General features: G+C 41.4%; 26 protein-coding genes and 2 tRNA genes. 8 read left to right on the forward strand and 20 right to left on the reverse strand.

Annotated features, from left to right (window positions below; all coding sequences use genetic code 11):
• The first annotated feature begins 82 nt into the window (after window positions 1-82).
• A complete protein-coding gene (locus ACK4EX_RS08040) occupies window positions 83-1,882 on the forward strand; it encodes an acyl-CoA dehydrogenase family protein (protein WP_409771569.1) in 1,800 nt (599 codons plus the stop codon).
• 213 nt (window positions 1,883-2,095) lie between these two features.
• Here the strand turns inward: ACK4EX_RS08040 and dinB are convergent, their stop codons facing one another.
• Entirely contained in the window at window positions 2,096-3,280 is a 1,185-nt protein-coding gene (gene dinB, locus ACK4EX_RS08045; RefSeq protein WP_409771571.1) for a DNA polymerase IV, read from the reverse strand.
• 708 nt (window positions 3,281-3,988) lie between these two features.
• Between dinB and ACK4EX_RS08050 the strand changes: the two genes are divergently transcribed.
• Window positions 3,989-5,626, forward strand: coding sequence for an acyl-CoA carboxylase subunit beta (locus ACK4EX_RS08050; protein WP_409771574.1), 1,638 nt, complete (start codon window positions 3,989-3,991; stop codon window positions 5,624-5,626).
• A 25-nt stretch (window positions 5,627-5,651) separates the two neighbouring features.
• Here ACK4EX_RS08050 and ACK4EX_RS08055 read toward each other — a convergent pair whose 3' ends face one another.
• Window positions 5,652-5,978, reverse strand: a complete 327-nt coding sequence (locus ACK4EX_RS08055; RefSeq protein WP_409771576.1) for a hypothetical protein — start codon at window positions 5,976-5,978, stop codon at window positions 5,652-5,654.
• Between the two features lie 148 nt (window positions 5,979-6,126).
• Here ACK4EX_RS08055 and ACK4EX_RS08060 point away from each other — a divergent pair, with 148 nt between their 5' ends.
• Together ACK4EX_RS08060 and ACK4EX_RS08065 are read left to right on the forward strand one after the other, a co-directional pair.
• On the forward strand, window positions 6,127-6,786 hold the full coding sequence (locus tag ACK4EX_RS08060; RefSeq protein WP_409771579.1) for a porin family protein: 660 nt from the start codon (window positions 6,127-6,129) through the stop codon (window positions 6,784-6,786).
• The gene (locus ACK4EX_RS08065; protein ID WP_409771582.1) at window positions 6,787-7,422 is read left to right on the forward strand and encodes an acetyltransferase; all 636 of its coding nucleotides are present in this window, start codon (window positions 6,787-6,789) and stop codon (window positions 7,420-7,422) included.
• Here ACK4EX_RS08065 and ACK4EX_RS08070 read toward each other — a convergent pair.
• From ACK4EX_RS08070 to ACK4EX_RS08100, 7 genes are all read right to left on the reverse strand, one after another.
• Window positions 7,419-8,225 carry an energy transducer TonB gene (locus tag ACK4EX_RS08070; RefSeq protein WP_409771584.1) on the reverse strand — a complete coding sequence of 269 codons (807 nt, stop codon included), beginning with the start codon at window positions 8,223-8,225 and terminating at the stop codon, window positions 7,419-7,421. The genes ACK4EX_RS08065 and ACK4EX_RS08070 overlap by 4 nt on opposite strands.
• Complete coding sequence (locus ACK4EX_RS08075) at window positions 8,222-8,719, reverse strand: biopolymer transporter ExbD (protein WP_409771586.1); 498 nt, start codon at window positions 8,717-8,719, stop codon at window positions 8,222-8,224. Before ACK4EX_RS08075 ends, ACK4EX_RS08070 begins: the two co-directional genes overlap by 4 nt.
• Entirely contained in the window at window positions 8,716-9,318 is a 603-nt protein-coding gene (locus ACK4EX_RS08080) for an ExbD/TolR family protein (RefSeq protein WP_409771588.1), read from the reverse strand. The genes ACK4EX_RS08075 and ACK4EX_RS08080 overlap by 4 nt, the downstream gene beginning before the upstream one ends.
• Window positions 9,319-9,320: 2 nt before the next feature.
• Window positions 9,321-10,112 carry a MotA/TolQ/ExbB proton channel family protein gene (locus ACK4EX_RS08085; protein ID WP_409771591.1) on the reverse strand — a complete coding sequence of 264 codons (792 nt, stop codon included), beginning with the start codon at window positions 10,110-10,112 and terminating at the stop codon, window positions 9,321-9,323.
• A gap of 133 nt (window positions 10,113-10,245) precedes the next feature.
• Complete coding sequence (locus ACK4EX_RS08090; RefSeq protein ID WP_124398158.1) at window positions 10,246-10,602, reverse strand: PUR family DNA/RNA-binding protein; 357 nt, start codon at window positions 10,600-10,602, stop codon at window positions 10,246-10,248.
• 116 nt (window positions 10,603-10,718) lie between these two features.
• Window positions 10,719-10,802 (reverse strand) — tRNA-Leu (locus tag ACK4EX_RS08095).
• A gap of 17 nt (window positions 10,803-10,819) precedes the next feature.
• Window positions 10,820-10,892 (reverse strand) — tRNA-Lys (locus tag ACK4EX_RS08100).
• A 218-nt stretch (window positions 10,893-11,110) separates the two neighbouring features.
• On the opposite strand from ACK4EX_RS08100, the gene ACK4EX_RS08105 reads away from it, so the two are divergent.
• From ACK4EX_RS08105 to ACK4EX_RS08120, 4 genes are all read left to right on the forward strand, one after another.
• Entirely contained in the window at window positions 11,111-11,665 is a 555-nt protein-coding gene (locus ACK4EX_RS08105) for an RNA polymerase sigma factor (protein WP_409771594.1), read from the forward strand.
• Window positions 11,649-12,392 (forward strand): hypothetical protein, encoded by a 744-nt coding sequence (locus ACK4EX_RS08110; protein WP_409771597.1) that lies wholly within the window; start codon window positions 11,649-11,651, stop codon window positions 12,390-12,392. The genes ACK4EX_RS08105 and ACK4EX_RS08110 overlap by 17 nt, the downstream gene beginning before the upstream one ends.
• Window positions 12,393-12,394: 2 nt before the next feature.
• The gene (locus tag ACK4EX_RS08115) at window positions 12,395-13,576 is read left to right on the forward strand and encodes a hypothetical protein (protein WP_409771600.1); all 1,182 of its coding nucleotides are present in this window, start codon (window positions 12,395-12,397) and stop codon (window positions 13,574-13,576) included.
• A gap of 154 nt (window positions 13,577-13,730) precedes the next feature.
• A complete protein-coding gene (locus ACK4EX_RS08120) occupies window positions 13,731-14,444 on the forward strand; it encodes a pirin family protein (RefSeq protein ID WP_409771602.1) in 714 nt (237 codons plus the stop codon).
• A 115-nt stretch (window positions 14,445-14,559) separates the two neighbouring features.
• Here ACK4EX_RS08120 and ACK4EX_RS08125 read toward each other — a convergent pair whose 3' ends face one another.
• The 11 genes from ACK4EX_RS08125 to ACK4EX_RS08175 all read right to left on the reverse strand — a co-directional run bounded on the left by ACK4EX_RS08125 (window position 14,560) and on the right by ACK4EX_RS08175 (window position 26,876).
• Window positions 14,560-15,738: an acyl-CoA dehydrogenase family protein gene (locus tag ACK4EX_RS08125; RefSeq protein WP_409771604.1), complete on the reverse strand. Its 1,179-nt coding sequence runs from the start codon at window positions 15,736-15,738 to the stop codon at window positions 14,560-14,562.
• A 146-nt stretch (window positions 15,739-15,884) separates the two neighbouring features.
• Entirely contained in the window at window positions 15,885-16,835 is a 951-nt protein-coding gene (locus tag ACK4EX_RS08130) for an arginase (RefSeq protein ID WP_409771607.1), read from the reverse strand.
• A 9-nt stretch (window positions 16,836-16,844) separates the two neighbouring features.
• On the reverse strand, window positions 16,845-18,002 hold the full coding sequence (locus ACK4EX_RS08135) for a 5-(carboxyamino)imidazole ribonucleotide synthase (protein ID WP_409771610.1): 1,158 nt from the start codon (window positions 18,000-18,002) through the stop codon (window positions 16,845-16,847).
• Window positions 18,003-18,526: 524 nt separating this feature from the next.
• Window positions 18,527-18,886: a hypothetical protein gene (locus tag ACK4EX_RS08140; protein ID WP_409771612.1), complete on the reverse strand. Its 360-nt coding sequence runs from the start codon at window positions 18,884-18,886 to the stop codon at window positions 18,527-18,529.
• An 815-nt stretch (window positions 18,887-19,701) separates the two neighbouring features.
• Window positions 19,702-19,797, reverse strand: a complete 96-nt coding sequence (locus ACK4EX_RS08145) for a hypothetical protein (protein WP_409771777.1) — start codon at window positions 19,795-19,797, stop codon at window positions 19,702-19,704.
• Between the two features lie 263 nt (window positions 19,798-20,060).
• On the reverse strand, window positions 20,061-20,786 hold the full coding sequence (locus tag ACK4EX_RS08150) for a hypothetical protein (RefSeq protein WP_409771614.1): 726 nt from the start codon (window positions 20,784-20,786) through the stop codon (window positions 20,061-20,063).
• A 217-nt stretch (window positions 20,787-21,003) separates the two neighbouring features.
• Window positions 21,004-21,720 (reverse strand): hypothetical protein, encoded by a 717-nt coding sequence (locus tag ACK4EX_RS08155; protein ID WP_409771615.1) that lies wholly within the window; start codon window positions 21,718-21,720, stop codon window positions 21,004-21,006.
• 186 nt (window positions 21,721-21,906) lie between these two features.
• Window positions 21,907-22,581: a hypothetical protein gene (locus tag ACK4EX_RS08160; RefSeq protein ID WP_409771617.1), complete on the reverse strand. Its 675-nt coding sequence runs from the start codon at window positions 22,579-22,581 to the stop codon at window positions 21,907-21,909.
• Window positions 22,578-23,303: a class I SAM-dependent methyltransferase gene (locus ACK4EX_RS08165; protein WP_409771619.1), complete on the reverse strand. Its 726-nt coding sequence runs from the start codon at window positions 23,301-23,303 to the stop codon at window positions 22,578-22,580. The genes ACK4EX_RS08160 and ACK4EX_RS08165 overlap by 4 nt, the downstream gene beginning before the upstream one ends.
• Before the next feature lie 705 nt (window positions 23,304-24,008).
• The gene (locus tag ACK4EX_RS08170; RefSeq protein WP_409771622.1) at window positions 24,009-24,956 is read right to left on the reverse strand and encodes a hypothetical protein; all 948 of its coding nucleotides are present in this window, start codon (window positions 24,954-24,956) and stop codon (window positions 24,009-24,011) included.
• A gap of 6 nt (window positions 24,957-24,962) precedes the next feature.
• Window positions 24,963-26,876, reverse strand: coding sequence for a phospholipase D-like domain-containing protein (locus tag ACK4EX_RS08175; protein WP_409771624.1), 1,914 nt, complete (start codon window positions 26,874-26,876; stop codon window positions 24,963-24,965).
• Window positions 26,877-26,957: the final 81 nt, after the last annotated feature.

Consider the following 26,957-nt stretch of genomic DNA (forward strand, 5'->3'; position numbering starts at 1 on the left):
ACTGAATTATTTAAAATTTTCCTCATTTATTATGCATGCATAATTTTTTTAGTTATTTTTGGGGCAACTAAACCCAATAAATATGGAAACAACTATTAAATCACCCATAAAAGGTGGTGAATTCATAATACGGACGCAAAGCTGGGAAGATGTTTTTACGCCGGAGGACTTTTCCGAAGAGCAACTGATGATGGCCAACGCATGTACCGAATTTATCGATAAGGAAGTTCTCCCCCAACGCCACAGATTTGAAGAGAAAGACTACGAATTCACCCTCCAGATTATGAAAAAGTTGGGCGAATTGGGTATGCTTGGCATATCAGTACCTGAGGAATACGGAGGGTTGGGTATGGGATTTAACACCTCAATGCTCGTATGTGATCGCATCTCCGGTATTTCTGGATCGCTCTCCACCGCTTATGGTGCTCACACAGGCATAGGAACCCTGCCTATTCTGCTCTATGGTACTGAAGAGCAGAAGAAAAAATACCTTCCAAAACTCGCTACCGGTGAATGGATGGGCGCCTATTGCCTAACTGAGCCAGGTGCAGGTTCTGATGCCAACTCCGGAAAAACTCGTGCCGTGTGGAATGAAGCTGATCGTACATGGAGCATCACGGGCCAGAAAATGTGGATATCAAACGCGGGTTTTGCAGATCTTTTTATCGTATTTGCACGCATTGAAGACGACAAGTACATCACCGGATTCATTGTAGAGCGCGGAACACCAGGGATGAGCTTTGGAGAAGAAGAAAATAAGCTCGGTATACGTGCATCTTCCACACGTCAGGTATTTTTTAATGAATGTAAAATACCGGCTGAAAATATGCTCGGCGAACGCGGTGGCGGATTTAAAATCGCAATGAATGCTCTCAATGTGGGTCGTATTAAGCTTGCTGCAGCTGTAATGGACTCTTGCCGGCGAGTTACCTCCCTTGCCGTAAAATATGCAAATGAACGCATTCAATTTGGTGTACCTATTTCAAGTTTTGGTGCCATTCAGCAAAAGCTGGCTGACATGGCTACCCGCACATGGGCAAGCGAATCAGCCACCTACAGGGCAGGTCAGGATATTGAGAATAACATCGCCCGGTTAGAATCCGAAGGTTGCTCACCACAGGAGGCTAAGCTCAAAGGTGTGGAAGAATATGCGATCGAATGTGCAATACTTAAGGTGCATGGATCAGAAACAGGCTCTTTCGTAGCCGACGAAGGTGTTCAAATTTACGGGGGAATGGGATACTCAGCTGATACCCCTATGGAAGCAGCCTATCGCGATGTGCGCATTGCCCGTATTTATGAGGGAACTAATGAAATCAACCGCATGCTCTCCGTAGGCATGTTACTGCGTCGTGCACTAAAAGGTCAGCTCGACCTGATGACTCCGGCGATGAAAGTGGCCTCTGAACTGATGACAATTCCTTCTTTTGATACACCAGACTACAGACAGCCTTTAGCTCAGGAGCTCGAAATCATCGAAAATCTGAAAAAAGCCTTTTTAATGGTAGCCGGTAAGGCTGTTGAGAAATTTGGTATGAACGTAGAAGATGAGCAGGAAATATTGATGAATGCTGCAGATATCCTAATCGAGACTTATGTAGCCGAATCAGCTGTATTGAGAGCTCTGAAAATTCTGAATACTAAAGGCGAAGAAGCTGCAAAAATCCCTATAAAAATGGCCGAACTGTACACCTACCTGGCTGTAGAAAAGATACAGAAGGCAGCCAGGGAAGCCATTTACAGCTTTACTGAAGGAGATGAGCAACGCATCTTGCTGATGGGATTAAAACGCTTCACCAAGTATCAACAGCCAGTGAATCCTAAAGCTCTGCGCAGAGAGATTGCTGCTAAGCTTATAGCAGAGGGAAAATACTGCTTTTAACAGAAAAATGTTGCTTTTGAAGTATTAATCCAGACTTCCAAAGAAGTCTGGATTTTTTTCTTTCAAAATTTCGATATAGCTTGACATCACATTTTTAATAAACATAATTTACATCCATCGTTAGACGGTTGAATAACTGTTTTTTTAAGAAATTTCAGCAGATTCGCGGTCGATTTAAAAGCAATTTTTTCTGGTTTTTTCCACTTACATGGCTCATAGCCGCATTCCCAGTACTGAGTTTGTACGGCCCACCACGCGTGTACCCCATCGGGTATTTAACCGGTCCAGGGCACTGTAGAGGCGTTGGAGGTGCTCCTCCTTCTCGTCGAAGAGATCGAGCTGACATACCCCGTGAATGAGCTTGCTGAACTTTACACCGACCAATCGAATGCGGAGCCTGCGATCGTAGAGCCGGTCGAAGAGGCTGTGCACTACCGGAATGAGCTTGTGATCGGCTTGGGTATAGCCTATGATCTGCTGGCGGCTTACTGTTTCAAATGTGCTGTAGCGTACCTTCACGGTCACACATCCGGTCATGCGCTTGCCGGCGCGCAGTTGCTGTGTCAGCTCCTCAGTCATGCCGGCTAATAGCCTTTTTACGGCATGGTGGTCTATGGTGTCGCGCTCAAAGGTTTGCTCTGAGCCCATAGACTTAGCCTCGCTATAGGGTTCTACGGGCGAGGGGTCGATGCCCTGTGCCTTTTTCCAGATATCTAAGCCATTGGCTCCGAGAGTGTGTTCAATGAGCCTGAGAGGCATCTGCTGTAAGGTAGCTACGCGTCGAATGCCGAGTTCATAGAGGGTGTTTTGCATCTTTTCGCCTACACCGGGAATGCGCTTCACGGGCAGAGGTGCCAGAAAGGGACGTTCTGACCCGCGCTCTACGCGCAGATATCCGGCGGGTTTGGCCTCGCCGGTGGCTATCTTAGCTACGGTTTTGTTTACAGAGTAGCCCATAGATATTGGCAAGCCTGTCTCGCGCATGATGCGCTGCCGCAGCTCGCAGGCCCAACGGTAGGCGTCGTAAAAGCGATCCATACCAGTAAGATCGAGGTAAAACTCATCGATCGAGCGCTTTTCGTACACGGGAGCAGCCTCAGCGATGATGTCGGTGACCAGGCGCGAGTACCGGCTGTACTCGTCCATATCACCGCGCACGAATACAGCATCAGGGCAAAGCTGCCGGGCCATCTTCACCGGCATGGCTGAGTGTATGCCGTACCGGCGCGCTTCGTAGCTACACGAGGCTACTACAGCGCGATCGCTGCTACCACCTACTATCACAGGCAGTCCGTTGAGTTTTGGATTTTTGAGCCTCTCTACCGATACAAAAAATGTATCGAGATCCATGTGTGTAACAATTCTGTTGTCGCGCGCTGAGAGCTCCAGCATGTCCATACCACATTTTTGTTAATTATATAATCAATTAATAGAGTACAATATAGTCAATTTGAGGAATTGGAACAAGATGTAGAGGGTAAACCTGAAAATTTTTAATCGGTTGGAGCTGTTTGTGTTAAAAAGAAAAATGAAAAAATATGAATGGTAATAGATGGTTAGCCACATGGAATGCATGGAAACTAAAAATTAACAGCCGCAGCGAGTGATTTCAGATATATTGATACCGTATAGCTTCTTCATCTGGTGCTCCGTTTTTGGATATAAATCAATCACACCGATGAGGCTGTAATCACGTCAGCCCTCTACACTAATAAAAATTCCAGATTCATCTGCTATCAAAAATCCGCACATCCGTGGATAGAATCAGCAAAAATCTGTGTTTTTTGTTTTTGTAATCGTTAAAGTTAAGGTTTATTTGAGTGGACTGAGGCTGCTCTGTGTGAGGTGCCCGGCAGGAGCACAATAAGGAGGTTGAAGGTGGAGCAAAGCTTAGCCGAAGCATAGGAGCGAAGCGAACAAGAGAGTAGTCCGGTCCAGACCAAGGTACTTTTCAGCCCCTAGTCTGAACTAGCCGGTCAGCTGCCCTACAGTGTAGCGTTGCGAGGGAAACGAACTAAAAAAAAAACAATCAAATAAAGAGAGAATCGCAAATGAGCGGATAGGCCGTAATTTCGAGCACTGAACCAAGGGAATTGCAAAAAACCGATGACACAAGCCGAACTGGAACAGAATAAAAACGAGGATTCGCTGAAGCTGCTGATCGGAGAGCTGAAGAACCGCCTGGATAAAATAGCCCTGGGTGGAGGTAAATCAAAAATTGAAAAACAACATCAGCAAGGTAAGCTGACAGCACGCGAACGCATTGAGCACTTGCTCGACAGAGATGCACCTGTGCTTGAAATTGGGGCCTTTGCTGGCTGGGAGATGTACAAAGAGCACGGCGGGTGCCCGGCAGGTGGCGTGGTGGTGGTAATCGGGTATGTGTGTGGGCGAATGGTTATAGTGGTGGCCAATGATGCCACGGTAAAGGCCGGGGCGTGGTTTCCGATAACTGGTAAAAAGAACCTGCGTGCACAGGAGATTGCCATGGAAAACCGCATTCCGATCATTTACCTGGTAGACAGTGCAGGAGTATATCTGCCGATGCAAGACGAAATTTTCCCTGATAAGGAAAATTTTGGGAGAATCTTTCGCAACAATGCCATTATGTCGTCGGAAGGTATTACACAGATAGCGGCCATCATGGGCAGCTGTGTAGCCGGTGGAGCGTATCTGCCCATAATGAGCGACGAGGCCTTGATCGTAGAAAAAACGGGTTCCATTTTTTTGGCGGGCTCGTACCTGGTAAAAGCTGCCATAGGTGAAGATGTAGACAATGAAACCCTTGGAGGAGCGACGACACATTGTGAAATTTCGGGTGTTACTGACTACAAAATGCCGGATGATCCTACGGCGCTGCTGACGATTCGCAAAATCGTGGACAAGTTGGGTCACGAGCCAAAAGCGGGCTTCGACCGCGCAGAGGCAAAGCAGCCGATTCGTGATCCGAAGGACATCTACAAGATATTGCCAGCCGATAGATCAAAGCCGTTTAAGACAAGAGAAATCATTGACTGCCTGATAGATGCCGACAGCTGGGTGGAGTACAAAGAAGGCTATGGTAAAACAATCATTACCGGCTATGCGCGGATTGACGGCTGGGCCGTGGGCATTGTAGCCAACAATCGGGAAATCGTAAAAAACAAAAAAGGCGAAATGCAATTTGGCGGAGTGATTTACTCCGACTCGGCCGACAAGGCAACGCGCTTCATCGCCAATTGCAACCAAAAGAAAATTCCGTTGGTGTTTCTGCAAGATGTAACGGGCTTCATGGTGGGAAGTCGTTCAGAACACGGTGGTATAATAAAGGATGGAGCCAAAATGGTAAATGCAGTGGCAAACAGTGTAGTGCCAAAGTTTACAGTGATTATTGGAAATTCTTTTGGAGCAGGCAATTATGCGATGTGTGGCAAAGCATATGATCCGCGCCTTATTGTGGCGTGGCCAACTGCTCAAATTGCGGTGATGGGCGGCCAACAAGCGGCCAGTGTATTGCTACAAATCGAAAAAGCTAATCGCGCTACAAAGGGCGAAAAGCTCTCAGAAGAAGACGAAAAGGCCCTGCTGGAGAAGATTAAGAGCCGGTACGATAGCCAAATGAGTCCGTACTACGCAGCTGCCCGGCTTTGGGTAGATGCCATCATCGACCCGGTGGATACACGCCGATGGATATCTATGGGAATTGAAATGGCTAATCACAATCCAAACATTAAAAAGTACAATCCTGGGGTGATACAGGTGTAAATGATTGAATATAAAGTATTTTTACTTAATCGAACTCTTCACCCCAAAATCCTTTGCCCTTTTCTGCCTTGCCATCAGAGAGCAAGCGCGTTTGGCAGGCCAGACGAAAACCTTTCTGAAGCCCGTTTCTGAAGGGTAGGAAGTTGAGACGCGATTTTTCCATAGCAGTAGGTTCAGAGCATAGAGCTGGCTCAATGCGGATGCAACAAGTGCCACATGTACCAAGTCCTTTGCAGTTGAACCACTGGCTTTGGCCGTTGTGTGGCGATAGGCCGGCCTCTATCAGCTGGTTTCTCAGTGGCTTGTCAGAAGTTATTCGTATGTATTTTCCTTTGAATTCGAGTATTGGCATGGACATGTCACTTTTGAAGAGTACGAACAATTGATTTTAAATGTTTTTGAGAAACAAATCATTCGCTTAAAAATGCACAGTTAATACAAAAAAGGCGGTAAAGGTTTTTAATAAATCTTTTACATTTCTGCCATCGAAAAGGTTTGGCATGAAAAAATTTCTATCCCTTGGCCTATTTTTAAGCGGTATTCAGCTGTCAGCACAATTTTACGATCCTGATGCGTGGTATTACTCTTTTACAGTTGGAGGAGTATCCAGCTATCTGAGTCATCAATACACTTTTAATTCGGAAGAGTATGATGCCCAGATGAAACTTAATGTATCAGCCGGGGGAAATTTGCATTACCGCTTGACGCAAAATTTAAGCTTTTTCGGAGGAGTATATTTTTTGCGGGCTGGAGGAAATTTCGGCATCACAAGGCTGAATGCGCCTGCGTTTCGGCATTTTTCAATGTCTTACTTTCAAATACCCATCGGAATACAATTTCAGCCAGATAGATGGCTGTTTGAGGCAGGAGGCTATGCAGCTTATTTGCTTGCTTCACGCGTGGTGATACACCGCGATGAGCAGTTGGGCAGCCGTACACTTAAGTTATTTAACGATACAAATCCCTTCGACGGAGGAGTTTTTGCCGGAGTGGGCTATGGTTTTCAGCTTGAGTCAGATGCCATTTTTACGGCAGGCCTGAGGTATTATCAAGGGCTTAATGATGTTTTTGCTCCCGATTTTGGTCGCAGAGAAGACAATTACAAAACGACCTTTCACCAGATTTTTTACCTTTATTTGCAAGCAGCTTATAGTTTTTAGATGCAAAAGCCTTTTTATCTGTTTGGAGCTGGTGGATTAGGAAAGGAGTACTACCATTACATTTTCCAGACGTTTGATTTTGAACGCAATTATGTTTTTAAAGGTTTTCTAGACGACGTTGCAACAGGCCAAGGCTTTCGCAATCATCCGATATTCAAGTCTGAAGAAGTTGTTTTTAGTGGTGAATGTGCAATGCTCTTCGCAGTGGGAAGCCCAAAAGTAAAACGAGTGCTTGATGAACGATTGACAGGCAGAAGCATAGAATTTCCTTCGTTGGTTCATCCGAGAGCAATGCTTGTGGATCTGAATGGGATTACGATTGGTCAAGGCACTGCCGTTTGTCCCGGGTCGATATTAACTACTGAAATAGTTATTGGCCTACATGTTCTGATCAATCTAAACTGTACAGTAGGCCATGATGTCCAAATAGGTGATTACAGCAGTCTGATGCCGGGCGTGCACATATCAGGACAAGTGCGCATAGGCAGGGAGGTGATGATAGGAACCGGCGCAGTAGTATTGAATGGAATTACCATTGGCGATGGTGCCACCGTAGGTGCCGGAGCAGTGGTTAACAAAGATGTGCCTGAGGGAACTACTGTGGTAGGTGTACCTGCCAGGCCTCTACAGCGTTAATCTTTCAGAGCAAAGCGTATGGGCAGCGCATACCGCACATTTACCGGGCGATTGTTTTGGCGCCCGGGCGTCCATGTTGGCATGTTTTTTATTACGCGTAGTGCTTCTTCGTCACAACCGCCTCCGATACCCCGGGCTATTTCCACATCTCTGATTTGGCCATTTTTGTCAACGGTAAATTGTACGATCACTACGCCTTGAATATTAAGCTCTCTGGCTATTTGTGGATATTTTATGTTTTCGGCCAAGTAGCGCATCAGCGCTTCCCTACCTCCGGGAAATTCAGGTTTTATCTCTACCACAGCAAAGAGCACATTTTCTGACTCGTCTGCTTTTACTTTGACGCTCTGCTCATCGATCACTACGCTGTCGATGCCTTTTACCGTTTCTGTTCCGGGATTAGCTTTTTGAAATTCTTCTTGTGTGGGCACGTAGGTTTCTTCTCGCACCTCTTCGTCTTTTTTTATTTCGGGCTTAACGAATTTTAAAGTTGATACCTCTGCAGGTTTTTCGATGGTCTGTTGGGGTTGGTTTACCATCTCAATGGGGGGTGGTTGCAATAGCTGGGAATAAGAGACCACCGTGAGTTGCTCAACTTTAATCGCGTCTTTTTCACGAGCTGATTTGATCTTGTACACTAACAGCGGACTGCCATAGATAGCAAGCACTAAAACGCTCGACACCAAAAGTCCGATCCATTCTCTTTTCCATATTTTACGACGCTCCACAAAACTTCCGTACAGCTTATTTCGCCGGTAGTAGAGCCATTCTTCCCACTGGAGGAATTCTTCAGGAAGTTTCATGTTTTTAAGAATTTAGTCTCCTGATCGTTTAGTTCGTCGAGAGCATAGCGATTGAGCCCATGATTATTCAGTGCATCGATGGTGTGTACTACCGTTTCATAAGGAGCTGTTTCTGTGGGTTTTATAAAAATTACTGGATCTTTTACTGAGTTTTTAAAGGCAGTAAAAAAGTTTTCCGTTTGTTTGACATCGTTAATCAGCAGTTTTTCGAAATCTCCTTCCGGAAGTCCTTGATAATAAAGCACTGTATCTTCTTTATACGGTATCAGAACTAACACCCTGGAGGCTTTGATAGCCGGTCGCTCACCCTCTTGTTTATCTTCAGCAGGCATAATGAGTTCCATGGCAAATGGTCGGGTAAGTGTGGTGGTGAGCATAAAGAAGGTGAGCAATAAGAAAGCCATATCCACCATTGGATTCATGTCGAGGTCAACCCCCGATTCAAGAATCTTCTTTCGCCAACGCTGGGCTTTTTTCGTGGTAGTTTCTTTCATGGTTGTTTCGTAGAGGGCATTTTTTCGGTCAGAAGGTTGAAGCGAAGAATTTTGTTGTCTAGCAGGGTTTTGATCACTTTTTTTACGTGCTGATATTCAGTGTCTTTATCAGCTTTAATGGCTACGCGTATGGTCGGATTCACCACGCGAGCATATATCACCCACTCAGCCAACTCATTCGAAAGGCTATCGGTAGGAATACCCGCCATAGGATAAAATTTCAGATTCTCCCGGTCTTTCAACAAATTGGACAATTCAGATATGGGAACACCAAAGCCGCTTAATAGAGAAAAGTTTTCGATTTGATAATCTGAAAGTTCTAATTCGTAACGACGAGCAATGTGCTCTATAAGTGCCTTTTTTGAAAATTTTCCGTCGATTCCAAAAAATACTTGCCCCGAGGGATTGACGTAAATTGCCATCACACTCACCTCTGGCATTTGTATTTCGGCATTCGAAGTTGGCAAGATCACTTCAGTGGGGTCGTCGGTACGAAAAGAGGTGGACAGCATAAAGAAGGTGACCAAAAGAAAGGCCATGTCCACCATGGGATTCATGTCGAGTTTCACAATTTTAGGACGAGCCTTTTCAATGGCCATCTTTAGGCAGTTTGAAGTTTAAAATATTGTGCGATTGAAAAATTAAGTTCATCTATTGAGTAGATAATTTGCTCAATTTGAGTGGCTAAGTAGTTATAAACGATAATACCAACTGCCGCGGTAGGAATACCTAAAGCAGTAGTTACCAACGCCTGCGATATACCATTGGCCAGACCCACGGCATCAGGAGCGCCGACGCGAGCCATAGAGGCAAAGGCTACAATCATACCCGTAACCGTACCCAAAAGTCCGATTAATGTAGAAATTTGAGCTAGAGTAGAGATTACAACCATATTTTTTTGAAGGATAGGAATTTCAAGCTGAGTAGCCTCTTCTAACTCGGTTTCGATCCAGGCAATTTTTTCGGCCTGAGTAGCTTCAGGATGCGCTTGTTCCCACTGATGGTATGCTTGAAGAGCAGATTTCACTACATTTCCCAATGCCCCTCTGTGCTGATCGCATAGCGCATAGATGTCATCCCACTTTTTTTGTTTCAAGAGGTTTCGCACTTCAGACACAAAAAGCTGCGTTTGAATCTGGCCATAGGCCTTGCGCAGTGTAATGAGCCTCTCGATGGCGTAAGCAATAAGAATAATTTGAAAGGAAATAAGCACTACAACCAAAGGACCCCCTTTATACATTACACCGAGATAATTACCCTTTATGGGTTCTCCCGTATTAATACCTCCTACAAAATTGCTTCCAGCGCCAAGTATCTTTTCATAAATCAACCATGCCAATACGAGAGCAATTGGAATTACAAGCGCAGCAAACCAACGTTGGTAATTTTTCATTTTTATTTTTTTAGTAAAGCAAAGCTAAAAATCCTCTTACAAGATATGACGATTGTCAGATATCGATTTGTTTTTAATAAAAAAAAACCGGCACAAGGCCGGTTTGTAATATTTATAATTAAAAATCAGAATTTTATAAATCTTCGAAGTCGAGAGACTTTTCTGACCTACGAGAAGAAAAATATTTTTCTTTGTTGAAGTTCGGATCGTGCTTTTCTGAAATTACTTCTTCTCCTTTTTCGTTGATGATAAATTCAGTAATATCATCAAGCATTTGTTTGAAGGCATTAAAATCCTCCTTGTAGAGATAGATTTTGTGTTTTTTGTAATAAAACTCACCTGAACCTTCAGTTAACTTCTTACTTTCAGTGATGGTGAGGTAGTAATCGTTTGCTTTGGTAGCCCGTACATCAAAAAAGTACGTTCTGCTTCCGGCTCTAAGAACTTTGGAATAAATTTCCTCTTTGTCCATGTTGTCTTTCTCCTGCATGATGGGTAGTGTTGATATGCCACAAAAATATTTTTTTCCTTGAAAACAGCAAATGAAATTTGAAAGATAAGTACGGCTCAGAAATAAAAAATTCCGCCGTTGAAGCGGAACCAGTGTGCCCAGGACTGGACTCGAACCAGCACGCCCGAACGGGCACCACCCCCTCAAAGTGGCTTGGCTACCAATTTCAACACCTGGGCAAAATTTTTTGGGGGAGTGACTCGGCTGGGGCTCGAACCCAGGACCCCAACATTAAAAGTGTTGTGCTCTACCTGCTGAGCTACCGAGTCGTCAGTTGTTTTCTCAATTGGGGCTGCAAATATATGGCGATTTTTTATCTTTAATAGCCTAATTTTCCTTTTTAGAAAAATTTCACAAACTCAGTTTAGCTGACTTTATATCAAATTCGCCCATCAAATCATTTTTAAAATTCCTTACACATGCAACCTTTTCGAACTCTAACTGCATCTTTAAGATGAAATTTCTTTGAAATTAGTACCTTACCATTGTGAAGACAAAAGATGCAGAACTGATAGATCAGTTGGTAAAAGGCAGGGCAAAAGCTCAGGAACAGTTTTATAACATTTTTGCACCCAAAGTATTTGCTTTGTGCCAACGGTATCTATCCGATAAAGATGAGGCAGAAGACACCATGATTCAGTCGCTGCTAAAGGCATTACAGAATATCCATTCTTATAAAGCCGTAGGCACACTGGAAGGATGGGTTAAGCGCATTGCAGTGAACGAATGTCTTAGCAAGCTGAGGAAAAAAACGACATTCCATATTTTTTCACTTTATGAACTGCATAAGGAAGACGTCGATTTTTACTGTGAAGATTCAGATGTTACTTACCTGCTTGAACTTATTCGTGAATTACCCGAAGGATATCGAACTGTCTTCAATCTATATGTAATAGAAGGGTATAGTCATTCCGAAATATCTGAAATGCTTGGCATCAGCATCGGCACATCTAAATCACAGCTAAGCCGCGCACGAGCTATTCTAAAAGAAAAACTCATGAAAACGCATTTAAAAAACAGCTCAAATGAAAGAGAATATTGATCAATTATTTAAAGAAAAGTTTGAGAATTTAGAAATACAGCCCAGGCCAGTATCAAAAATAATTTTTCTACAAAAAGCAGCACAAAAAAAATCGATTCAAATGTTTCGATTTGCCACAAAAGCTTCAGCTGCTGTTATCTTGATTTCAATAAGTGGATATTTCATTACAAAACATATAGTTAATACCACAGAAAGTCAACTAATTAGCTTCCAAGAATATGAAAAAAAATCAGACGAAAACGCTAAGCCCGAAACAGATGAAATTTTTGATAAGAAAAATCACTCAAAAATTATCTATTCAAAGAGAAATATTTCGCATTCAAAGAATATAAATTATTCACATAAAAATGAATATTTTAACAAGGATAATTCTTTAAATATTCTACAAGTAAGTGATTTATTTTTTAAGGATACTACAGCAGAGCATACTCCCGAAAGTATTTCTATGATAGAACCAGAAATAGAAATAAAAATTACCGGTTTTTCAGAACAAATAGTCCATTATTCTCAGGCTGAATACAATCAAAAACCAACACAGATTTCATTTCATCTTCTAAGCCAAAAACTCACTGTTCATTCACCCGTCTTCGAAGAAGTCGATCAGGTATATCATCAGCTGAAAAAAGGGTTAAAAGATTTTAATTTAGCTGATGCCAGCCGGGCTATTTCAAATAATCTGGTCGATCGATTTTCATCACGAAAATATCAAAATCAAAATAACAATTAATTATGAGAAAAATCCTGTTTACTACTATGGTGCTGGTATGCACACAAATAATGACAATTACAGTAGCTCAGCAAAAGAACACAGTTTCAGACACCGTGCCCAAAGTATCAATCAAGGTTGAAGTAGATGGCACCCAGATTTCTATCAATACTTCGGATATACGCACAATAAGCGAGAAAGAACTCGACGAAGTCATCAAAAAGATTACCCGAAATGCTCAAAAAATTGCGCATAAAATGCAGTTAATGATTCAGCGAATTGAGTATCTGCGCGGACAGAATGCACTTGAACCCCGTATGGCTGATTCAATTCTAAAAGAAATTGTAAAGGCTGCTGAGGAGGGATTAGCTTTTAATAAAATGTCAAAAGACAATTGGAAAGAGTATCTCGATGACCATTTTGATAAAATAAATGATCAGTTCGAAAAAATAGAAGACCGCATACAGGAACTTGAAGATATCGCAGGTATAGCATATCAACCGCCCGTAGGAAATTCACAGAAATCTGATAAACCAGGAATATATTTTAAACGTGACTCTGTCTATGACTTTAAATTTCCCAAATACCGTTCAGGCCAAAAGGTATCTATTTTCCATTTTTCATTTGGAGTCAATCAATTAGGTGATAACAGCATTCTTAATGCAGATCTGCTGCGCTCCTGGACTTTCTCTGTTGGCATACACGGCAACCGAAAGTTTACAAAAACCAGCATTGCAGGCCTGTATTACGGGCTCTCTTACCGATGGACAGCTTTTGGTCTGCCAAACGATGTGCGTATGGAAGCTGCTCCGACAGGTATTAAGTTTGTAAGCGATCCGCAATCAACAGCTACGCGCAGCCGCCTCCGAAGTCAATCGATCGAAGCTCCACTTCTGCTCACATTTTCGCACAAAAAAGGATTCATCGACGGTGCCTATTTCGGTTTAGGCGTATTTGGCGGCTGGCGATTTAACAACAGCACCTTTATAGAAGACCTTACTGCCAATAATGATATGAAGCGCGAAACGGTAACATATGCTCATTTTCACATAAATCCTCTCTATGCCGGTGCAAGAGCGATTTTTGGGGTTCGCGGAGCCACGGCTACTATTTCGTATGAACTTTTTTCCTACTTTCGAAACAGAGCTAATCTTCCGAATCTAAGTCTTTTGAGTTTTACGCTTGGCGTTGATCTAACTGATTGATAAACACTCTTTTTACTTTTTCTGATTTGTGTAAATGTCACCTACCCCGGCTTTGCTGCCGGGGTTTTTTCTTGTTTTCATAGAGAAAATCTATTGGAAGTGCATTTTAAATGTAAATACATTTGTTTCAAATAAAATTTAAAAAAATAAAATCATGATAATCAACATTTTAAAATCAGAAGATAGGGGAAAAGCAGACTTAGGATGGCTTAAAACCAGATATAGCTTTAGTTTTTCAAATTATTATAACCCTCGCCGTATGCATTTCGGTATGCTGCGCGTGCTCAACGATGACCACATCGCCGGCGGAATGGGCTTTGGGATGCACCCGCATGACAACATGGAAATCATTACCATCCCTACCGCAGGGGGATTGCGTCATCGAGATAGCATGGGCAATAGCGCCACCGTACATGCCGGCGAGGTACAGGTGATGAGCGCCGGTAAAGGCATTTACCACAGCGAAGTCAATCCATATCAAGAGCCGGTAGAGCTCTTCCAGATCTGGATCTTTCCCGACAAGGATAATGTAGAGCCACGCTATGACCAAAAGTCATATTCCGATATGCTCGTCCCGGGACAATGGTCGCTCATCGTCGGCCCTAAGGGAGCATCAGATGTTGCTCTCTGGATTCATCAGAATGCCTTTCTGTCGTTGTTTCAAGGAAATGAAACTCCCATAGCCACCCATTATACCCCCTACTCTCCGGGTCAAGGGCTCTATCTGATGGTGGTGGAAGGTAATGCCACAGTAGAAGGGCATCAACTCAATCGACGTGATAGTATAGAAGTGTATGATTTTGAAAGGCTTAACATTGAAACAGCGCCTAACACTCAACTACTTGCTATCGAAGTACCAATTAAGTAATTATCCTACACCGTCTTTCGTCGATAAAAGTGCACATTTAGTTAAAAATAATACCCTGGATTCTTCGAATTTGAAGTCTCCAGGGCAATTTTTATTACTTAAGTTTCCTAAATGATCACTTAAACGCCGGGATTCCGGTAATATCGGCTCCGGTAATAAGAAGATGGATATCGTGAGTACCTTCATAGGTAATCACTGACTCGAGATTCATCATATGGCGCATGATGGGGTAATCGCCCGTAATGCCCATTCCGCCCAGGATCTGACGTGCTTCGCGGGCTATTTTGAGAGCCATTTCCACATTGTTGCGCTTAGCCATGGAGATTTGAGCCGATGTAGCTCTGTCTTCATTGCGCAATACACCCAGCCGCCATGCCAGAAGCTGTGCCTTAGTAATCTCAGTGATCATTTCAGCCAGCTTTTTCTGCTGTAACTGAAAAGCTGCAATCGGTTTATCAAACTGAATGCGCTGTTTGGCATATCGCAACGCAGTATCGTAGCAATCCATCGCTACGCCGATGGCGCCCCAGGCGATGCCATAGCGAGCACTGTCGAGACAAGATAATGGCGCACCTAAACCAGAACGACCAGGCAACAGATTTTCCTTAGGCACACGAACATTATCAAAGACCAATTCGCCCGTAGCACTGGCGCGAAGACTCCATTTATTCTTCGTTTCCGGTGTAGTGAAGCCCTCCATACCGCGCTCAACAATCAAACCGTGGATACGGCCTTCTTCATTCTTAGCCCATACTACAGCAATATCGCAGATAGGAGCATTGCTGATCCACATCTTGCTGCCATTGAGCAGATAATGGTCACCCATATCGCGAAAGTTGGTCACCATTCCGCCCGGATTTGAGCCAAAATTGGGCTCTGTCAGACCAAAAGCTCCCAAATACTCCCCGGAAGCCAGTTTTGGAAGGTATTTGCGTTTTTGCTCTTCAGTGCCGTATTTGTAAATGGGAAACATCACCAGGGACGACTGTACCGAACAAGTCGAGCGAATACCGCTGTCACCTCGCTCAATCTCCTGCATCATCAACCCGTAAGAGATGTAGTCAAGGCCAGCTCCGCCGTATTCTTGTGGTATAAAAGGCCCGTATGCTCCGATTTCTGCCAACCCTTTTCTCAAATGCGCCGGAAACTCAGCACGCTGGGCATACTCCTCAATAATGGGTGTTACCTCACGCTTAACCCATTCACGGGTTGTATCGCGCACCAGTTTGTGCTCCTCACTCAGCAATTCATCCACCAGATAGTAATCCGGCGCCTGAAACAAATCGTTACTCATATCACATTGCGTTATTCATTCGGCAAATCTACACGTCCTCGAGTATCCTTTTACTTAACTCATCGGTTCTTTGATAGTTTGTAATGATTTATTATTCAGAAAACTTTTTCATAAGTTGACGACCGACATAAGTAGCGATCTTACTTTTAATTATTAAGCTTTATGGTCTCGACGACAGTGGATAGGATGCGGAAGGCGGCCTCGCCCATGGCATTGCCCTTGTCATCGAGCACGGGATTGATCTCGGTAAACTCGAGGCAGACGACGCGAGGGTCTTCGAGCAGGCGATTGATGATGGCGGTGGCTTCCTCTTCATAGAGGCCGCCGGGTACAGGAGTGCCGGTGCCGCGAGATACGGAGGGGTCCATGCTGTCCACATCGAAGGAGATGTAGATAATGTCGCAATCGGCAAGATATTCAAGGGCTTTTTCGGCTGCGCGTACGGGGCCTGATTCGCGCACCTGCTCTACTTTGATGACGCGTACTTTGTTTCGGATGATAAGGTAATCCTCAGGCATCTCGGTACTGCGCAGTGCGATGAAGACAAGGTCGCTGTAGCGGATGCGGGGTGACTTGCCCTTAAGCTGGTTCCAGTACTGTAGGGTGCTATCGGGTACTTTCTTGAGCTTGCAATCGAGGTTGTCTTCAGAGAGGGCAGTGGCCAGCGGCATGCCATGTACATTGCCTGAGGGGGATGTGTAGGGCGAGTGAAGGTCGGCGTGGGCGTCGATCCAGATGACGCCAAGTCGCTTGTCTGGAAAGGCGCTTTTGATGCCGGCGATGGTGCCGCCGGCATTGGAATGGTCGCCGGAGATGACGATGGGGAAGTAGCCGTTTTCAAACACTTCGACGAGTTTCTCTTCGATGCGCTGATACATCGTGACGATGCCGTCGAGCCGCTTGGCGTATGGGGTGACGTCTTCCTCGAAGAGCATGTTGTTGAGGTGCTTTACTTCTTCGACTTTGTATTTTTTGAAAAATTTTGGATTGAGCTTAAAGGAAGCGATGCGCATGGCGTCGAGGCCGAGGCTGGCACCCCGTGTGCCTGCGCCCAGCTCGCTCATTACGCTTACAAGTCGTATTTTCCGTTTGGCCATATATATGGTTTAGATTGAAATGACGTGAATGGTATTTTTAATGGTCTGAATCTGAAGGAGTAATTCGTCAATATGGCTGCCGATGGCGGTGATGTGTCCCATCTTGCGGTGGGGTTTGGTGGTGCTCTTGCCGTAGAGGTGCAGATATACGCGAGGCATGGCGAGCACTCTGTCAGCGCCGGCGTAGTGCACTGGTCCCTGATGGTCAGGGTGGCCGGTGAGATTGAGCATCACGGCGTGGTGAAGGAGTGTGGTGTCGCCCAATGGCAGTCCGGCAATGGCTCTGAGGTGCTGCTCAAACTGGGATGCGGCTGTGGCTTCGATGGTGAGATGGCCAGAGTTGTGCACGCGGGGTGCGGCTTCGTTGATGAGCACGCGCTGGTCAGTAGTAATGAAGAATTCGACCGCCAGGGTGCCTACAAGGTCGAGCTCCGAGGCTAGGCGTGTGGCCAGCCCGATGCATTGCTCCTCAATATCAGACCCAAGGCTCGTGGGTGCAAATACCAACTCGACAAAATGAGCCGTGGGGTGAAACTCCATCTGCACCACCGGCTGGCAGGCAATCTGTCCGGCAGCTGAACGGTGAACGACTACGGCTGTCTCCGCAAGGATGTCGATGCACTCTTCGAGGATGCAGGGCACGTCGGGCAACAGAAGGGCATCGGCCGGTGCGTGGAGTTTGCGGACGCCACGACCGTCGAATCCGCCACGGGCTGCCTTCCAGATGATGGGAAACTCAACCCGAGTCTGCTCCAGATGCTGTAGCAGGCTTTGGCGATCTCGAAATTCATGATATAGGGGCGTAGGAAGGTGGTGGTCAGTGTAAAACTGCTTCTGTCGCTGCTTGTCCTGAAAGATTTCGATGATATCAGGCTGAGGATAAATTTTTTTGCCCTGCCGCTGGAGATCATATAGCGCGTGGGTATTTACATCTTCGATTTCGATGGTGAGGATGTCGCAATCGCGGCCAAAGTCGAGCACGGTGTGGTAGTCGCGAAAGTCGCCTTGTACGAATTCTTTCACGTAATGGCGGGCCGGTGCATCGCCGGAGGGGTCGAGGACTTTCAGGTAAAAGTCCCAGGGTGCTGCTGCCAGGGCGAGCATTTTGCCGAGCTGTCCCCCTCCGAGAATGCCAATCTTGCGGTCGGTTGAAAAAAAAGAATTCATAAAAAATGTGCGAAAATCTGTGATTCCCTTGACTTCATGGAAGAATGAAATCCTCCGGGCCAAAGGTAAGGCAGGTGAAGGAAGGGAATTGAGGGAGCTGTCAGAAGAATTGAAGTTGTCGGTCTTTATGTAAAGAAGCTATTGTTGGATATATTGAGGGAGTGAGTGTTCCCGACTTTAAGTTGATCACATCCTTTTTATATTGTTGGATATATTGAGGGAGTGAGTGTTCCCGACTTTAAGTTGATCACATCCTTTTTAAGGGTGTATGGCATCGTTAGGCTTTTCAAAGGGCTAAACACGCACCGCTGCTGATAATAGAAGCAATAAGGCTAAGGCGTTTACTAATGTAGTAAATAATTAATACGGGGACTACCTTAAGGGATGAACAACATTTGAAAATTATTGTTTTTAATTAGCTAACCCTTATTCGAAGAATCTCAGATGTTAATTTCCGACTTTACCACAAATATTTAAGTAAAGCCATTGAATTGGCTATTGGAATAAATCAGTTCTAAATTATGTCATTCAGTGTTTTTTATATCTTCTTCGACATGTAAAATATGCAGCAATCTGTGAATAATTGGCGCAAAGAAAACCGCAGTTATACTCAGAAATGCAATACCGCTATACAAGGCGTAAAAAGATGAGAACAACTTAGCTTTTGGCGTAGTCATTTCTGCCACAGGACCCATCCCAGTCAGAATCATGCATGACATATGGAAACTGTCGATCCACGACAGTTGGCCAATAAGGTGATAACCAATTGTCCCAAGTAACACGGAGAAGGCAACCAAAACAAAAGCAAAGAGTCCATATCGACCCAATCTGATTAGGAAGTGTGGGAATGGTGTTACTTTCTGTCTTCGATTTTCAAGTTTCATTTATTTTTATTTGTTTAAATAAGTCTTAAAGGCCGATGGTGTGAGATTTATAAATTTCCAACGGGTGAATATTTGGAAATACCAAAAAAATGTCAATTCTATGCTGTACTAAACCAACCAAAAGTAATTTAAAAAATTTTGCTAAGATACAGAAATATAAACTGGGATATTGATTAACCTTGAGCTTGTTGCACACCTTGATTGAGTTTGAAGATATACATAATATCAATATTGAAAAGGTGTTGAATATTTGAGATATAAGAATTAAAAAAGTGCACAATAAGTTATTTAAGTTTGTGGATTTGTGAACTTCTGGTGTATGAAAGGAAAAATCAACGCTCAAAAGAAGTATTACCAAGCATGAATTAGAGTCTGTGAAAATCATAAATGTTAGACTATTAAGATTTATTAAAATTTTATTCGAAGAGCCTGTAAAAAATCTCAGAAATTGGTTTTAGAAGTGCGATGAGTTATACCCTGAAAAAATTACTGAAGTTTATCCAACGCAAAGCACAAATAAAAGTGTCGGCCATGCCGAAACCTGAATTAGGCTTGAACACTATCAAAAATTTTCTTCAACACCTCAAAATGACATCAATATTGCCCATATAAGCAAGGCAAAAAATCACAAGCAAAAAAAAAACCAAGGATAAAACCAAGAGCTCTTAAAAGGGCTCTAATCCAGTCAAAATTTTAAGTAAAACTTAGTTATAGAATTTAAAAAGAGGTTGTGCAACGGTTACCCTTGTTACCGGCTGCCTTGCTGTCCGTCCGAAGTCGGTCAGATTGAAGTTTGCATACACCTTCGTTCATTGTCATTTGTCCTTTGTAAGGTGAAATTGGTATCTGTGTTTGATGTTTGAATTGTAATACTGTCCAAATGAAGAAGCGTTCTTAAAACCTGTCCGAATTTCAAGAGGTAAATTTTAATAGAGATAGTCTTGCTTGTCTGTTTCCAAAATGAAGTAACCTGTTTGGTTATCGCAACTGAATTACTTAGCACCTCTAATCCATAAACTCTTACTTGTATTTACATCGTCCTTGAGATTGAAATGTGCGTTTTCAATTTGTCTCTCTGCCTCGTCAAATGAGTTAAAAGTAGTCGGAAGTTTTCCGCAGTCAGTCCCACTACATGATGAGAAAACTATTATGAGCAGAATTGAGAATAATTTAATCATGATGTTATTGTCGGTGGAATGTTTAGAAAAGTTAGTCGGATGAAGGAACAATAGATGCAAAGACATAAAATTCCTGGAAACACTCCGATAATATTGTCAATTACAAAGTCCATAGATTCCATAGGATCGCTGCTAATGATTTCCAGATTAATGAGTAGTAGCATCAGTCCTGATGAAATAATGAAATGGATAACAAAAGAAAGAATTAATAATCCAACCAAAGTCCAAAAACCCAGAAAGATGTCAGCGTTTGGGTTTATTTTATCCAGAACTTCAAACAAAACTTTGTTTGCAAGCATTCGAAAAACGATTACACCTTGAACAAAAATTGAAGTCCCGGGTGTACTATAAATAAAACTATCAACAAAGGGAGTTGAAGATAGCAACAGTGTAATGCATATTGAAATTAGACCTGCTTTTGTAATAGCCCACCAATTTTCGGTTAGGAAAGAGAGAGAAATAAAGTCGTCACCACCGCACAGAATTGGAAAGATAGCCGTAACTAAAAATGAAACGAGTATTCCTTGTAGAGCAGGTCCTGCAATTAAATGTATCAGGCAACCAGCCATTTCAACACCTCTGTTGTCGCCACCTTTACTCAACGCAAATCCGAACAAGAGAAAGTAAGTTAGAAAGATTGTTCCATAAATTAAAATGCCTACCCAAATCTCCCAATGAGAAAAGAACATACCGATGCCGTCTACGATTGATGTCCAAAACATAGTTTTCTTTTTTTGTTAGTGTTTGCTCTGTTCGGTTTTCAGCAGTCCCGTTTGTGCCACCAGTGTCGTCATAAGGTTGCCGGTAACGTATGGCGTGTTGCCACAGTTGGCAATTTCGGGGCAAAAAAATTGGCAACCTGCACAAAAGTTTTATAGGTGCAGTCAGCCACACTTTTGTACGTCACCGCCAATTAAGGCAACATGCTGTTATGTGTGGTTATTTTCTTTTCCAAATTGTCACTTCTCCAAATGGTCCTTCGCTGTAATATGGACTTATAGTTCTTTCGTATTTGTAATCTTTCCAATTAAAATTATTGTAACCCATTCCATAGCCACCATAAAAAATTATGTCAGGTTTCCCATATTGATTTTTTAATACTACCCACGCTAATGCACCATTTCTATCACTGAAATTAGTCCAATTTAATCCAAACGCTGTTCCAGGTTGAATTATAGCCAATGCTTTTGCTGTTTTTTTGTTTGACCAATATAGAGCTTGATAGGTTGCAACACCTTCACCACCAATGTAAATTAAACTAAACCTATTTGGCCCGTGAGCTTCTGAAAAGTTCTCCATTCTTTCATAGACTGCCCAATGTGCAAATGGTATTTTAAATTCCTGTTTGTAGCGGTAATATTGTTTTATATCAAAATTTGGGGGAAGATGCATTTGCCAACCATTAGGAATTAATTCTTCTTTCCTGATAGGTCTATGGCCCAAAAGCTTGTATCCACGAAAGTCATTCAGATGTTTTAATAAGGCTTCTTCACCAGTTGCGTAGTCACAGTAAAAATAACTTTGAATTTCTCTACCATAAAACTTAATTATACCCCAGTCAAAACCGCATGCAGGATAGTAAAATGAATTATCAAGCAGTTCATTGATTGGAAGTTGCTTGGTTAGGATAATATCAGTTGTAAGATTTTCAATCATAATCATTTCATTTTCTGTATTTATAATCACACATAACTTTTTTCGGCTTTGCGTTCGGGCGGGTTTCGGAGCACAAAACTGTCAATCACCACTACACTTGAATATAAGCACAAATCTCCAAGTTTGCACTTCACCCCGCCTGACGCAAAATCCGAGTTATGCCTTCGCCCTTCTTTTTCTTTGTTTCTATTTCGCATATTTAAGTCTGTTGTTTTTAAGGTCAAGAACAACCTTGAAATTATTAAAAAAGTCAAACCCGATAATACCGTCCGTTCCACCCAGCATCAATGTCATTTGTAGCAGTGTCGGTAAGTTTCCATATTTCACAACAAATTCGTTGTCTCCGAAAACTGTTGTAATTTCAAAGCATTCCGTTTGAAATTTACCTACTCCTGGATAAAAGTCTTCGTCTGTTCCTACGCTTCCAAAGTTACTTGTCAAGCTGTCCGATAAATATGAAAGTTTCGCTCCTGTGTCTAAGAAGAATTTTAGTTCTTGGTTATCAACTGTCATTTTAATTATCGGTATTCCCATAAAATTTGAAATGTCCGCTTGAGTTCCGTCAATATCAATTTCCTGTTTGCTAAACTCAACTACTTGATTTTGATAGTCTAAAAGAATAATGTATTCAGATAATATATCGGCCCCAAGCAGAGTTGTAATTTCTGTTCCAAGCATATCAGAAATTTTTGAAACGGTCAAACCCATGTAGTTTGTTGTGCAGCCGAAACTTTTTGACAAGAAATTTAAACTATCTGAGGAGTGAATGGTTGAGGGAGCGCCTGTGTCTATTAAAATTCTATTTTCACCGTCATTGATAATCGGGTGTCCCTTGAACAGCTGTAATTGAAATTGTTTCATTGCTTTTTGTATAGTTTGTATGTTGAACCTGTTGAATTGAATTGCGGAAACGATTCCAAGGTATCAATGAAGCCATTTTCACTTAGTAGTTTGTCGAGGGTGCTGATTTCCCAATATCTTATTTTAAATTCATCTTCATAGCTAAATTCTTGTCCGTTAAAAATGCCACTACATTTTTCCCTGTATGTATAAATGTCATTTTCGTTGTAGTTTGTTAATTCCACAAGTCGTCTAAAAGTGTTTGAGTTTATATTTGTCAAACGACCTGCCTTAAAAAAAACTGCATTGGGTAAATCAAAAAAGAAATAGCCTTCTGGGTTAATATGCCTACAAATATTCTCTATGTTTTTAGAAAGTTCATCTTCTGTAGTTGAATAATTTAAAACGGTAAAAATTGCAATCGCTAAATCTGCTTTACCATTTACATATTCTGAAATTGAACAGTTATGAATTTCTATTTCAGAATTTTTTCCGTCTATCTTCCTTTTAAAGTCATTTACCATTCCTATGCTTTTCTCGACAGCTATTACATTGTAACCTTGTTCTGCTAAGGGTAGGGAAAGTCTCCCTGTTCCCGCTCCAAAGTCAAGAATTGTCCCTTGTGGCAAAATTTGATTGATTACCTTTAATGTTTCAGTTGTCAGGTTGTTGTAAAAACTTCCAAAAGTCTGTTCATAAACAAAGTCGTAATATGTTCCCCAATTGTCGTGTGGTTGTTTCATTGTTGTCTGTCTTATAGTGTGAGGCATAACGTTTTGGCGGTTTGCCGCAGGCGGGGCTTTTCAGCACAACGGTTCATTTGGAAAACCGCAGTTCAATAATACGAAAAAACTGTCAACCGAAGCACTGCACCCCCGCTTGCGGCAAACCGCTGTGCCTGTTGCACAACTAACTCAAAACTGTGAAAAAATAATGTAAAAAGCAAGCGTGAAAGAAGAAGTGTTTATTAAGCTTGCAGTTTGCAAGGCAGAAAAGAACTTCAACCCAAGATGCTCTATTAGGTGCATATCGACAGCTTGGTACCGGAAGATAATTTTTATCGTCAGCTATCATGCGCCATTGATTTAAACTTTTTGCAGAAATTTTATTAAGGTGCCAACAAGCATGTATTGTTAAGTGCAATGAGTTATAACCTGAAAAAATACCTAAAGTTTTTCCAACGCAAATCGCAGATAAAAGTGCAAGCCATGCCCAAACCCGAAATAAGGTGGAACACTACAGAAAATTTACTGCAACGCCTTAATATAACTTCAATAGTTCTATTATAAGCAAGGCAAAAAATTGCAATCCAAAAATCAAGAAGAAAAACAAGTGCTCTTAAAAGGGCTCTAAAGCAGTTAATTTTTTGTTGTAAAACTTAATTTATCATTTTAAAAAAGAGGTTGTGCAACAGTTACGCCTGTTGGCGGCTGCTTTTCTTTTGACTGTCAATGTTTTATGAGTTTTTGTATATAGTCATTAGGTAAATTTGTCTCTGCTGTTATGGGTCTCCATTCAAAATGTCTAAATCCACTTTCTTCTGCCCAAATTTTCCAAACTAGTCGTAAAATATTGTTGTCACTTAAATCTCCTGTATTCTTAAAAGTTCCTTTCTGAACATTAAACCCACGGTCATCAGTTTCCATAATATAAAGATTCACTAGCTTATTATTTTCTGAAACAAGTGGTTTTATCTTGAATTGAGGATTGTTTCTAATTGCCTCTTCTGGAGAAACTTTATTTGTTCTGCAAAACTTTCTTACTGCTTCAATTTGCGGCTCCCCATAATAAAATTCCTTAGAACCTGCTTTGGTAGAATATTCTAAATATCCATCTGTAAAAATGAATATATGATTATGGAAATAAAGTATTGTAGTGTCTGTTTCACTAATTAAATATTCAGGCTTTTTAATGTGATTTCCTGAATTAACTTCATTGTAAATTAAAGAAAGCAAATCCAAGCCGCCTTTATCACGTTCACGATAATTACATCTTACAATATCCTTAAATTCTGAAATTGCATCATTTAAATTTTTGTTATGGCTTTTATTGTTTACAAATTGTTGCTTTTCTTCTAGATTTTTAAATTGTCCAATGTCAATTTTAGCAGTTGGACAATTAGAGCGTTTATAATTTGCTCTTGAAAACGAAATTGCTGACCTGTCATTAACTTTAATGCCTGGTTTAACACAATGAGATACGAAAAAGTCTAAAATTTGATTAATTATAGCAGTATCATTTGGGTTACGATACATTCTGCTTGATAAATCGGTATAAATTATTATATTATCGTATTCAATAATATAAGTTTCATCTTTAGGTATTTCAATGCATCCACGGCATCCAGTGAGGATTGCTATTAAATATATGCAAAATAAAAAATTCAACATTTTCATAAATACTTATTCAAAATTTCTTTTTTCCCAATTTCTATGAGCAGTTTCAAGGCTCTCAATTTTGTTTGTGGCAACTTTGGTAGCGAAGTAATTGTTTAGGAAATTGTAGTATCCTGTTTTGAAGGCAGAAATTCTGCCGTTTATAACATTTTTCAAAAACTGTCTATTCCCGGATTCTACACTTGATATAAATGAATTAAATACATCTCTGAGGTTCTTATTCTTTTTCTCATTCCGTTCTTTCAATTCCAGTTTTTTGTTGTTTTCGTATGAATTAATCTCGTTCTTTTCGTCTTCATATTTTACAATGTTTGCTTTGAACTCATCAATTTCTGAATTTAGAGTATCTAGTCTGACCTTGAGCACTTCATATTCTTGCTGTTTTTCTGAAAGCTTTCTTCTATTTGAGTTTCTAAGCAGCGTTTTTTCTCGGTCTACTGATTCAGGATTTGATTTATTGTAAGCTAACCAAATGTTTTCAATTAATACTTTGGTTAGAAATAATGGTAATGCACCAAATACGAAAATCAACCAAAACTCACCGGTTGTAAATGCACTTCCTAATTCCCATTTTTCAGCACTACCTACAAGTAACCTTTTAATTTCAAAAGTGTGTTGACTTATCAGAATAGCTACAACAACGTCAATAGCAAAAATTCCTATTATCCAACCAACAGCAATCTCGATAAATTTATTTTTGTTGCTCAACAATTTAATGCTTGTTAATAAAACAGGAACAATAAAAAATAAAGCCGCAATAGTACCATAGAACACCCCTTTTTTACTGAATATTTTTACTAATGCATTCGCATCAAATAATGGTGGTGATTCAGGGGTTATACCACGTGATAAAAGTTTGAGTACTTCAGCTTCTTCAAAGAATATCTTCCATATTGCACTGCTAAAAAACAGAGATAGATATAGAAAAAATAGAGTAGTTAGTAATAGCTTTAATACTGTCGGAAGTGACCAAAAACTTTTTACGACAATTTGCCTATCTAAATTGTCTATTTCATCATTTATTTCAGTAATTGTTGCTTTGATTTTATTAACATCAGCATTTATTGTATTGTATTCTTCTTGTTTTTCCTTAAGTCTATTTCTTAAGTTTTCAATTTTATTATCGATAATTGCTTTTTTATCATTGCAATAGTTGTTCAATAAGTTTAGATCAGCCTCTAAGTTTTTAAGGTTTGATTCAATAGCCATTTCTAAAGAAGCCGTCATCCTTGTTTTAACAAGTGTTTTAACATGGTCTTCCTGACTTAGTTTACTATTTACTCTTGCTAATGAGGTGTCAAGATATGCAAGAAATACATTTTCAGCTCCAAGATTTTCTTCCGCTAGTTTTCGTCCTTCTTCAACTATTTGGTTATGATTAAAATCGTCAAATATTTGCGAAATGTGATTTTTTAATTGTTCCGTAAATTTTTCAAGGTAATTATCCTCTTGGGTTGGCTGGAGAATAGGTTTTTCATTTAAATAGATATTTGTCACGGTCGAATCTTTAGTAAGTGTGTCAAAAATATTTGAATATTCAGATATTAAATTGTAAGAGTCTGTAATATTTAAAGATTCTTGATTGTTTTTTGTTGCATTGTATGTGTAATTATATGAACCGTGAAGTAGAAGTGAGTTGTCTATAATGCAAAATTTGTGGTGCATTATACCGCGTCCATTTGATTCGTAAATGATTAATGTAAGCTTACCTTTTAGATATTCCCTAATTTCATTATTAGTTATGTCGCTGGATAAAACAACAGTAACTTCACGATCATTTTTACTAGCTGTAATTAATGCATCAGCTATCTCTCGATCAGTAAAATAAGCCATTGCCACTCTAATAGTGGATTTAGCTTGTGAAATTGATTCAATAATTTTGGCCTTACACGCCTGTCCGTCAGTTATTACTTGTTCCATTTATTTTACTATTTCTTGTTGGTGTCGTTATTTAAGGTTGCCGCTTACGGTTTGCAGGTTGCCGTAGTGCGACTTATTTAG

Origin of the sequence: Thermaurantimonas sp. (assembly GCF_046299575.1) — a bacterium.
Taxonomy (GTDB): Bacteria; Bacteroidota; Bacteroidia; order Flavobacteriales; family Schleiferiaceae; genus Thermaurantimonas.

Bases quoted from the DNA above. Each gene is read 5' to 3' on its own strand.
- ACK4EX_RS08040 (WP_409771569.1), top strand. From the start codon at position 83: ATGGAAACAACTATTAAATCACCCATAAAAGGTGGTGAATTCATAATA.
- dinB (WP_409771571.1), bottom strand. From the start codon at position 3,280: ATGGACATGCTGGAGCTCTCAGCGCGCGACAACAGAATTGTTACACAC.
- ACK4EX_RS08050 (WP_409771574.1), top strand. From the start codon at position 3,989: ATGACACAAGCCGAACTGGAACAGAATAAAAACGAGGATTCGCTGAAG.
- ACK4EX_RS08055 (WP_409771576.1), bottom strand. From the start codon at position 5,978: ATGCCAATACTCGAATTCAAAGGAAAATACATACGAATAACTTCTGAC.
- ACK4EX_RS08060 (WP_409771579.1), top strand. From the start codon at position 6,127: ATGAAAAAATTTCTATCCCTTGGCCTATTTTTAAGCGGTATTCAGCTG.
- ACK4EX_RS08065 (WP_409771582.1), top strand. From the start codon at position 6,787: ATGCAAAAGCCTTTTTATCTGTTTGGAGCTGGTGGATTAGGAAAGGAG.
- ACK4EX_RS08070 (WP_409771584.1), bottom strand. From the start codon at position 8,225: ATGAAACTTCCTGAAGAATTCCTCCAGTGGGAAGAATGGCTCTACTAC.
- ACK4EX_RS08075 (WP_409771586.1), bottom strand. From the start codon at position 8,719: ATGAAAGAAACTACCACGAAAAAAGCCCAGCGTTGGCGAAAGAAGATT.
- ACK4EX_RS08080 (WP_409771588.1), bottom strand. From the start codon at position 9,318: ATGGCCATTGAAAAGGCTCGTCCTAAAATTGTGAAACTCGACATGAAT.
- ACK4EX_RS08085 (WP_409771591.1), bottom strand. From the start codon at position 10,112: ATGAAAAATTACCAACGTTGGTTTGCTGCGCTTGTAATTCCAATTGCT.
- ACK4EX_RS08090 (WP_124398158.1), bottom strand. From the start codon at position 10,602: ATGCAGGAGAAAGACAACATGGACAAAGAGGAAATTTATTCCAAAGTT.
- ACK4EX_RS08110 (WP_409771597.1), top strand. From the start codon at position 11,649: ATGAAAGAGAATATTGATCAATTATTTAAAGAAAAGTTTGAGAATTTA.
- ACK4EX_RS08115 (WP_409771600.1), top strand. From the start codon at position 12,395: ATGAGAAAAATCCTGTTTACTACTATGGTGCTGGTATGCACACAAATA.
- ACK4EX_RS08120 (WP_409771602.1), top strand. From the start codon at position 13,731: ATGATAATCAACATTTTAAAATCAGAAGATAGGGGAAAAGCAGACTTA.
- ACK4EX_RS08125 (WP_409771604.1), bottom strand. From the start codon at position 15,738: ATGAGTAACGATTTGTTTCAGGCGCCGGATTACTATCTGGTGGATGAA.
- ACK4EX_RS08130 (WP_409771607.1), bottom strand. From the start codon at position 16,835: ATGGCCAAACGGAAAATACGACTTGTAAGCGTAATGAGCGAGCTGGGC.
- ACK4EX_RS08135 (WP_409771610.1), bottom strand. From the start codon at position 18,002: ATGAATTCTTTTTTTTCAACCGACCGCAAGATTGGCATTCTCGGAGGG.
- ACK4EX_RS08140 (WP_409771612.1), bottom strand. From the start codon at position 18,886: ATGAAACTTGAAAATCGAAGACAGAAAGTAACACCATTCCCACACTTC.
- ACK4EX_RS08150 (WP_409771614.1), bottom strand. From the start codon at position 20,786: ATGTTTTGGACATCAATCGTAGACGGCATCGGTATGTTCTTTTCTCAT.
- ACK4EX_RS08155 (WP_409771615.1), bottom strand. From the start codon at position 21,720: ATGATTGAAAATCTTACAACTGATATTATCCTAACCAAGCAACTTCCA.
- ACK4EX_RS08160 (WP_409771617.1), bottom strand. From the start codon at position 22,581: ATGAAACAATTTCAATTACAGCTGTTCAAGGGACACCCGATTATCAAT.
- ACK4EX_RS08165 (WP_409771619.1), bottom strand. From the start codon at position 23,303: ATGAAACAACCACACGACAATTGGGGAACATATTACGACTTTGTTTAT.
- ACK4EX_RS08170 (WP_409771622.1), bottom strand. From the start codon at position 24,956: ATGAAAATGTTGAATTTTTTATTTTGCATATATTTAATAGCAATCCTC.
- ACK4EX_RS08175 (WP_409771624.1), bottom strand. From the start codon at position 26,876: ATGGAACAAGTAATAACTGACGGACAGGCGTGTAAGGCCAAAATTATT.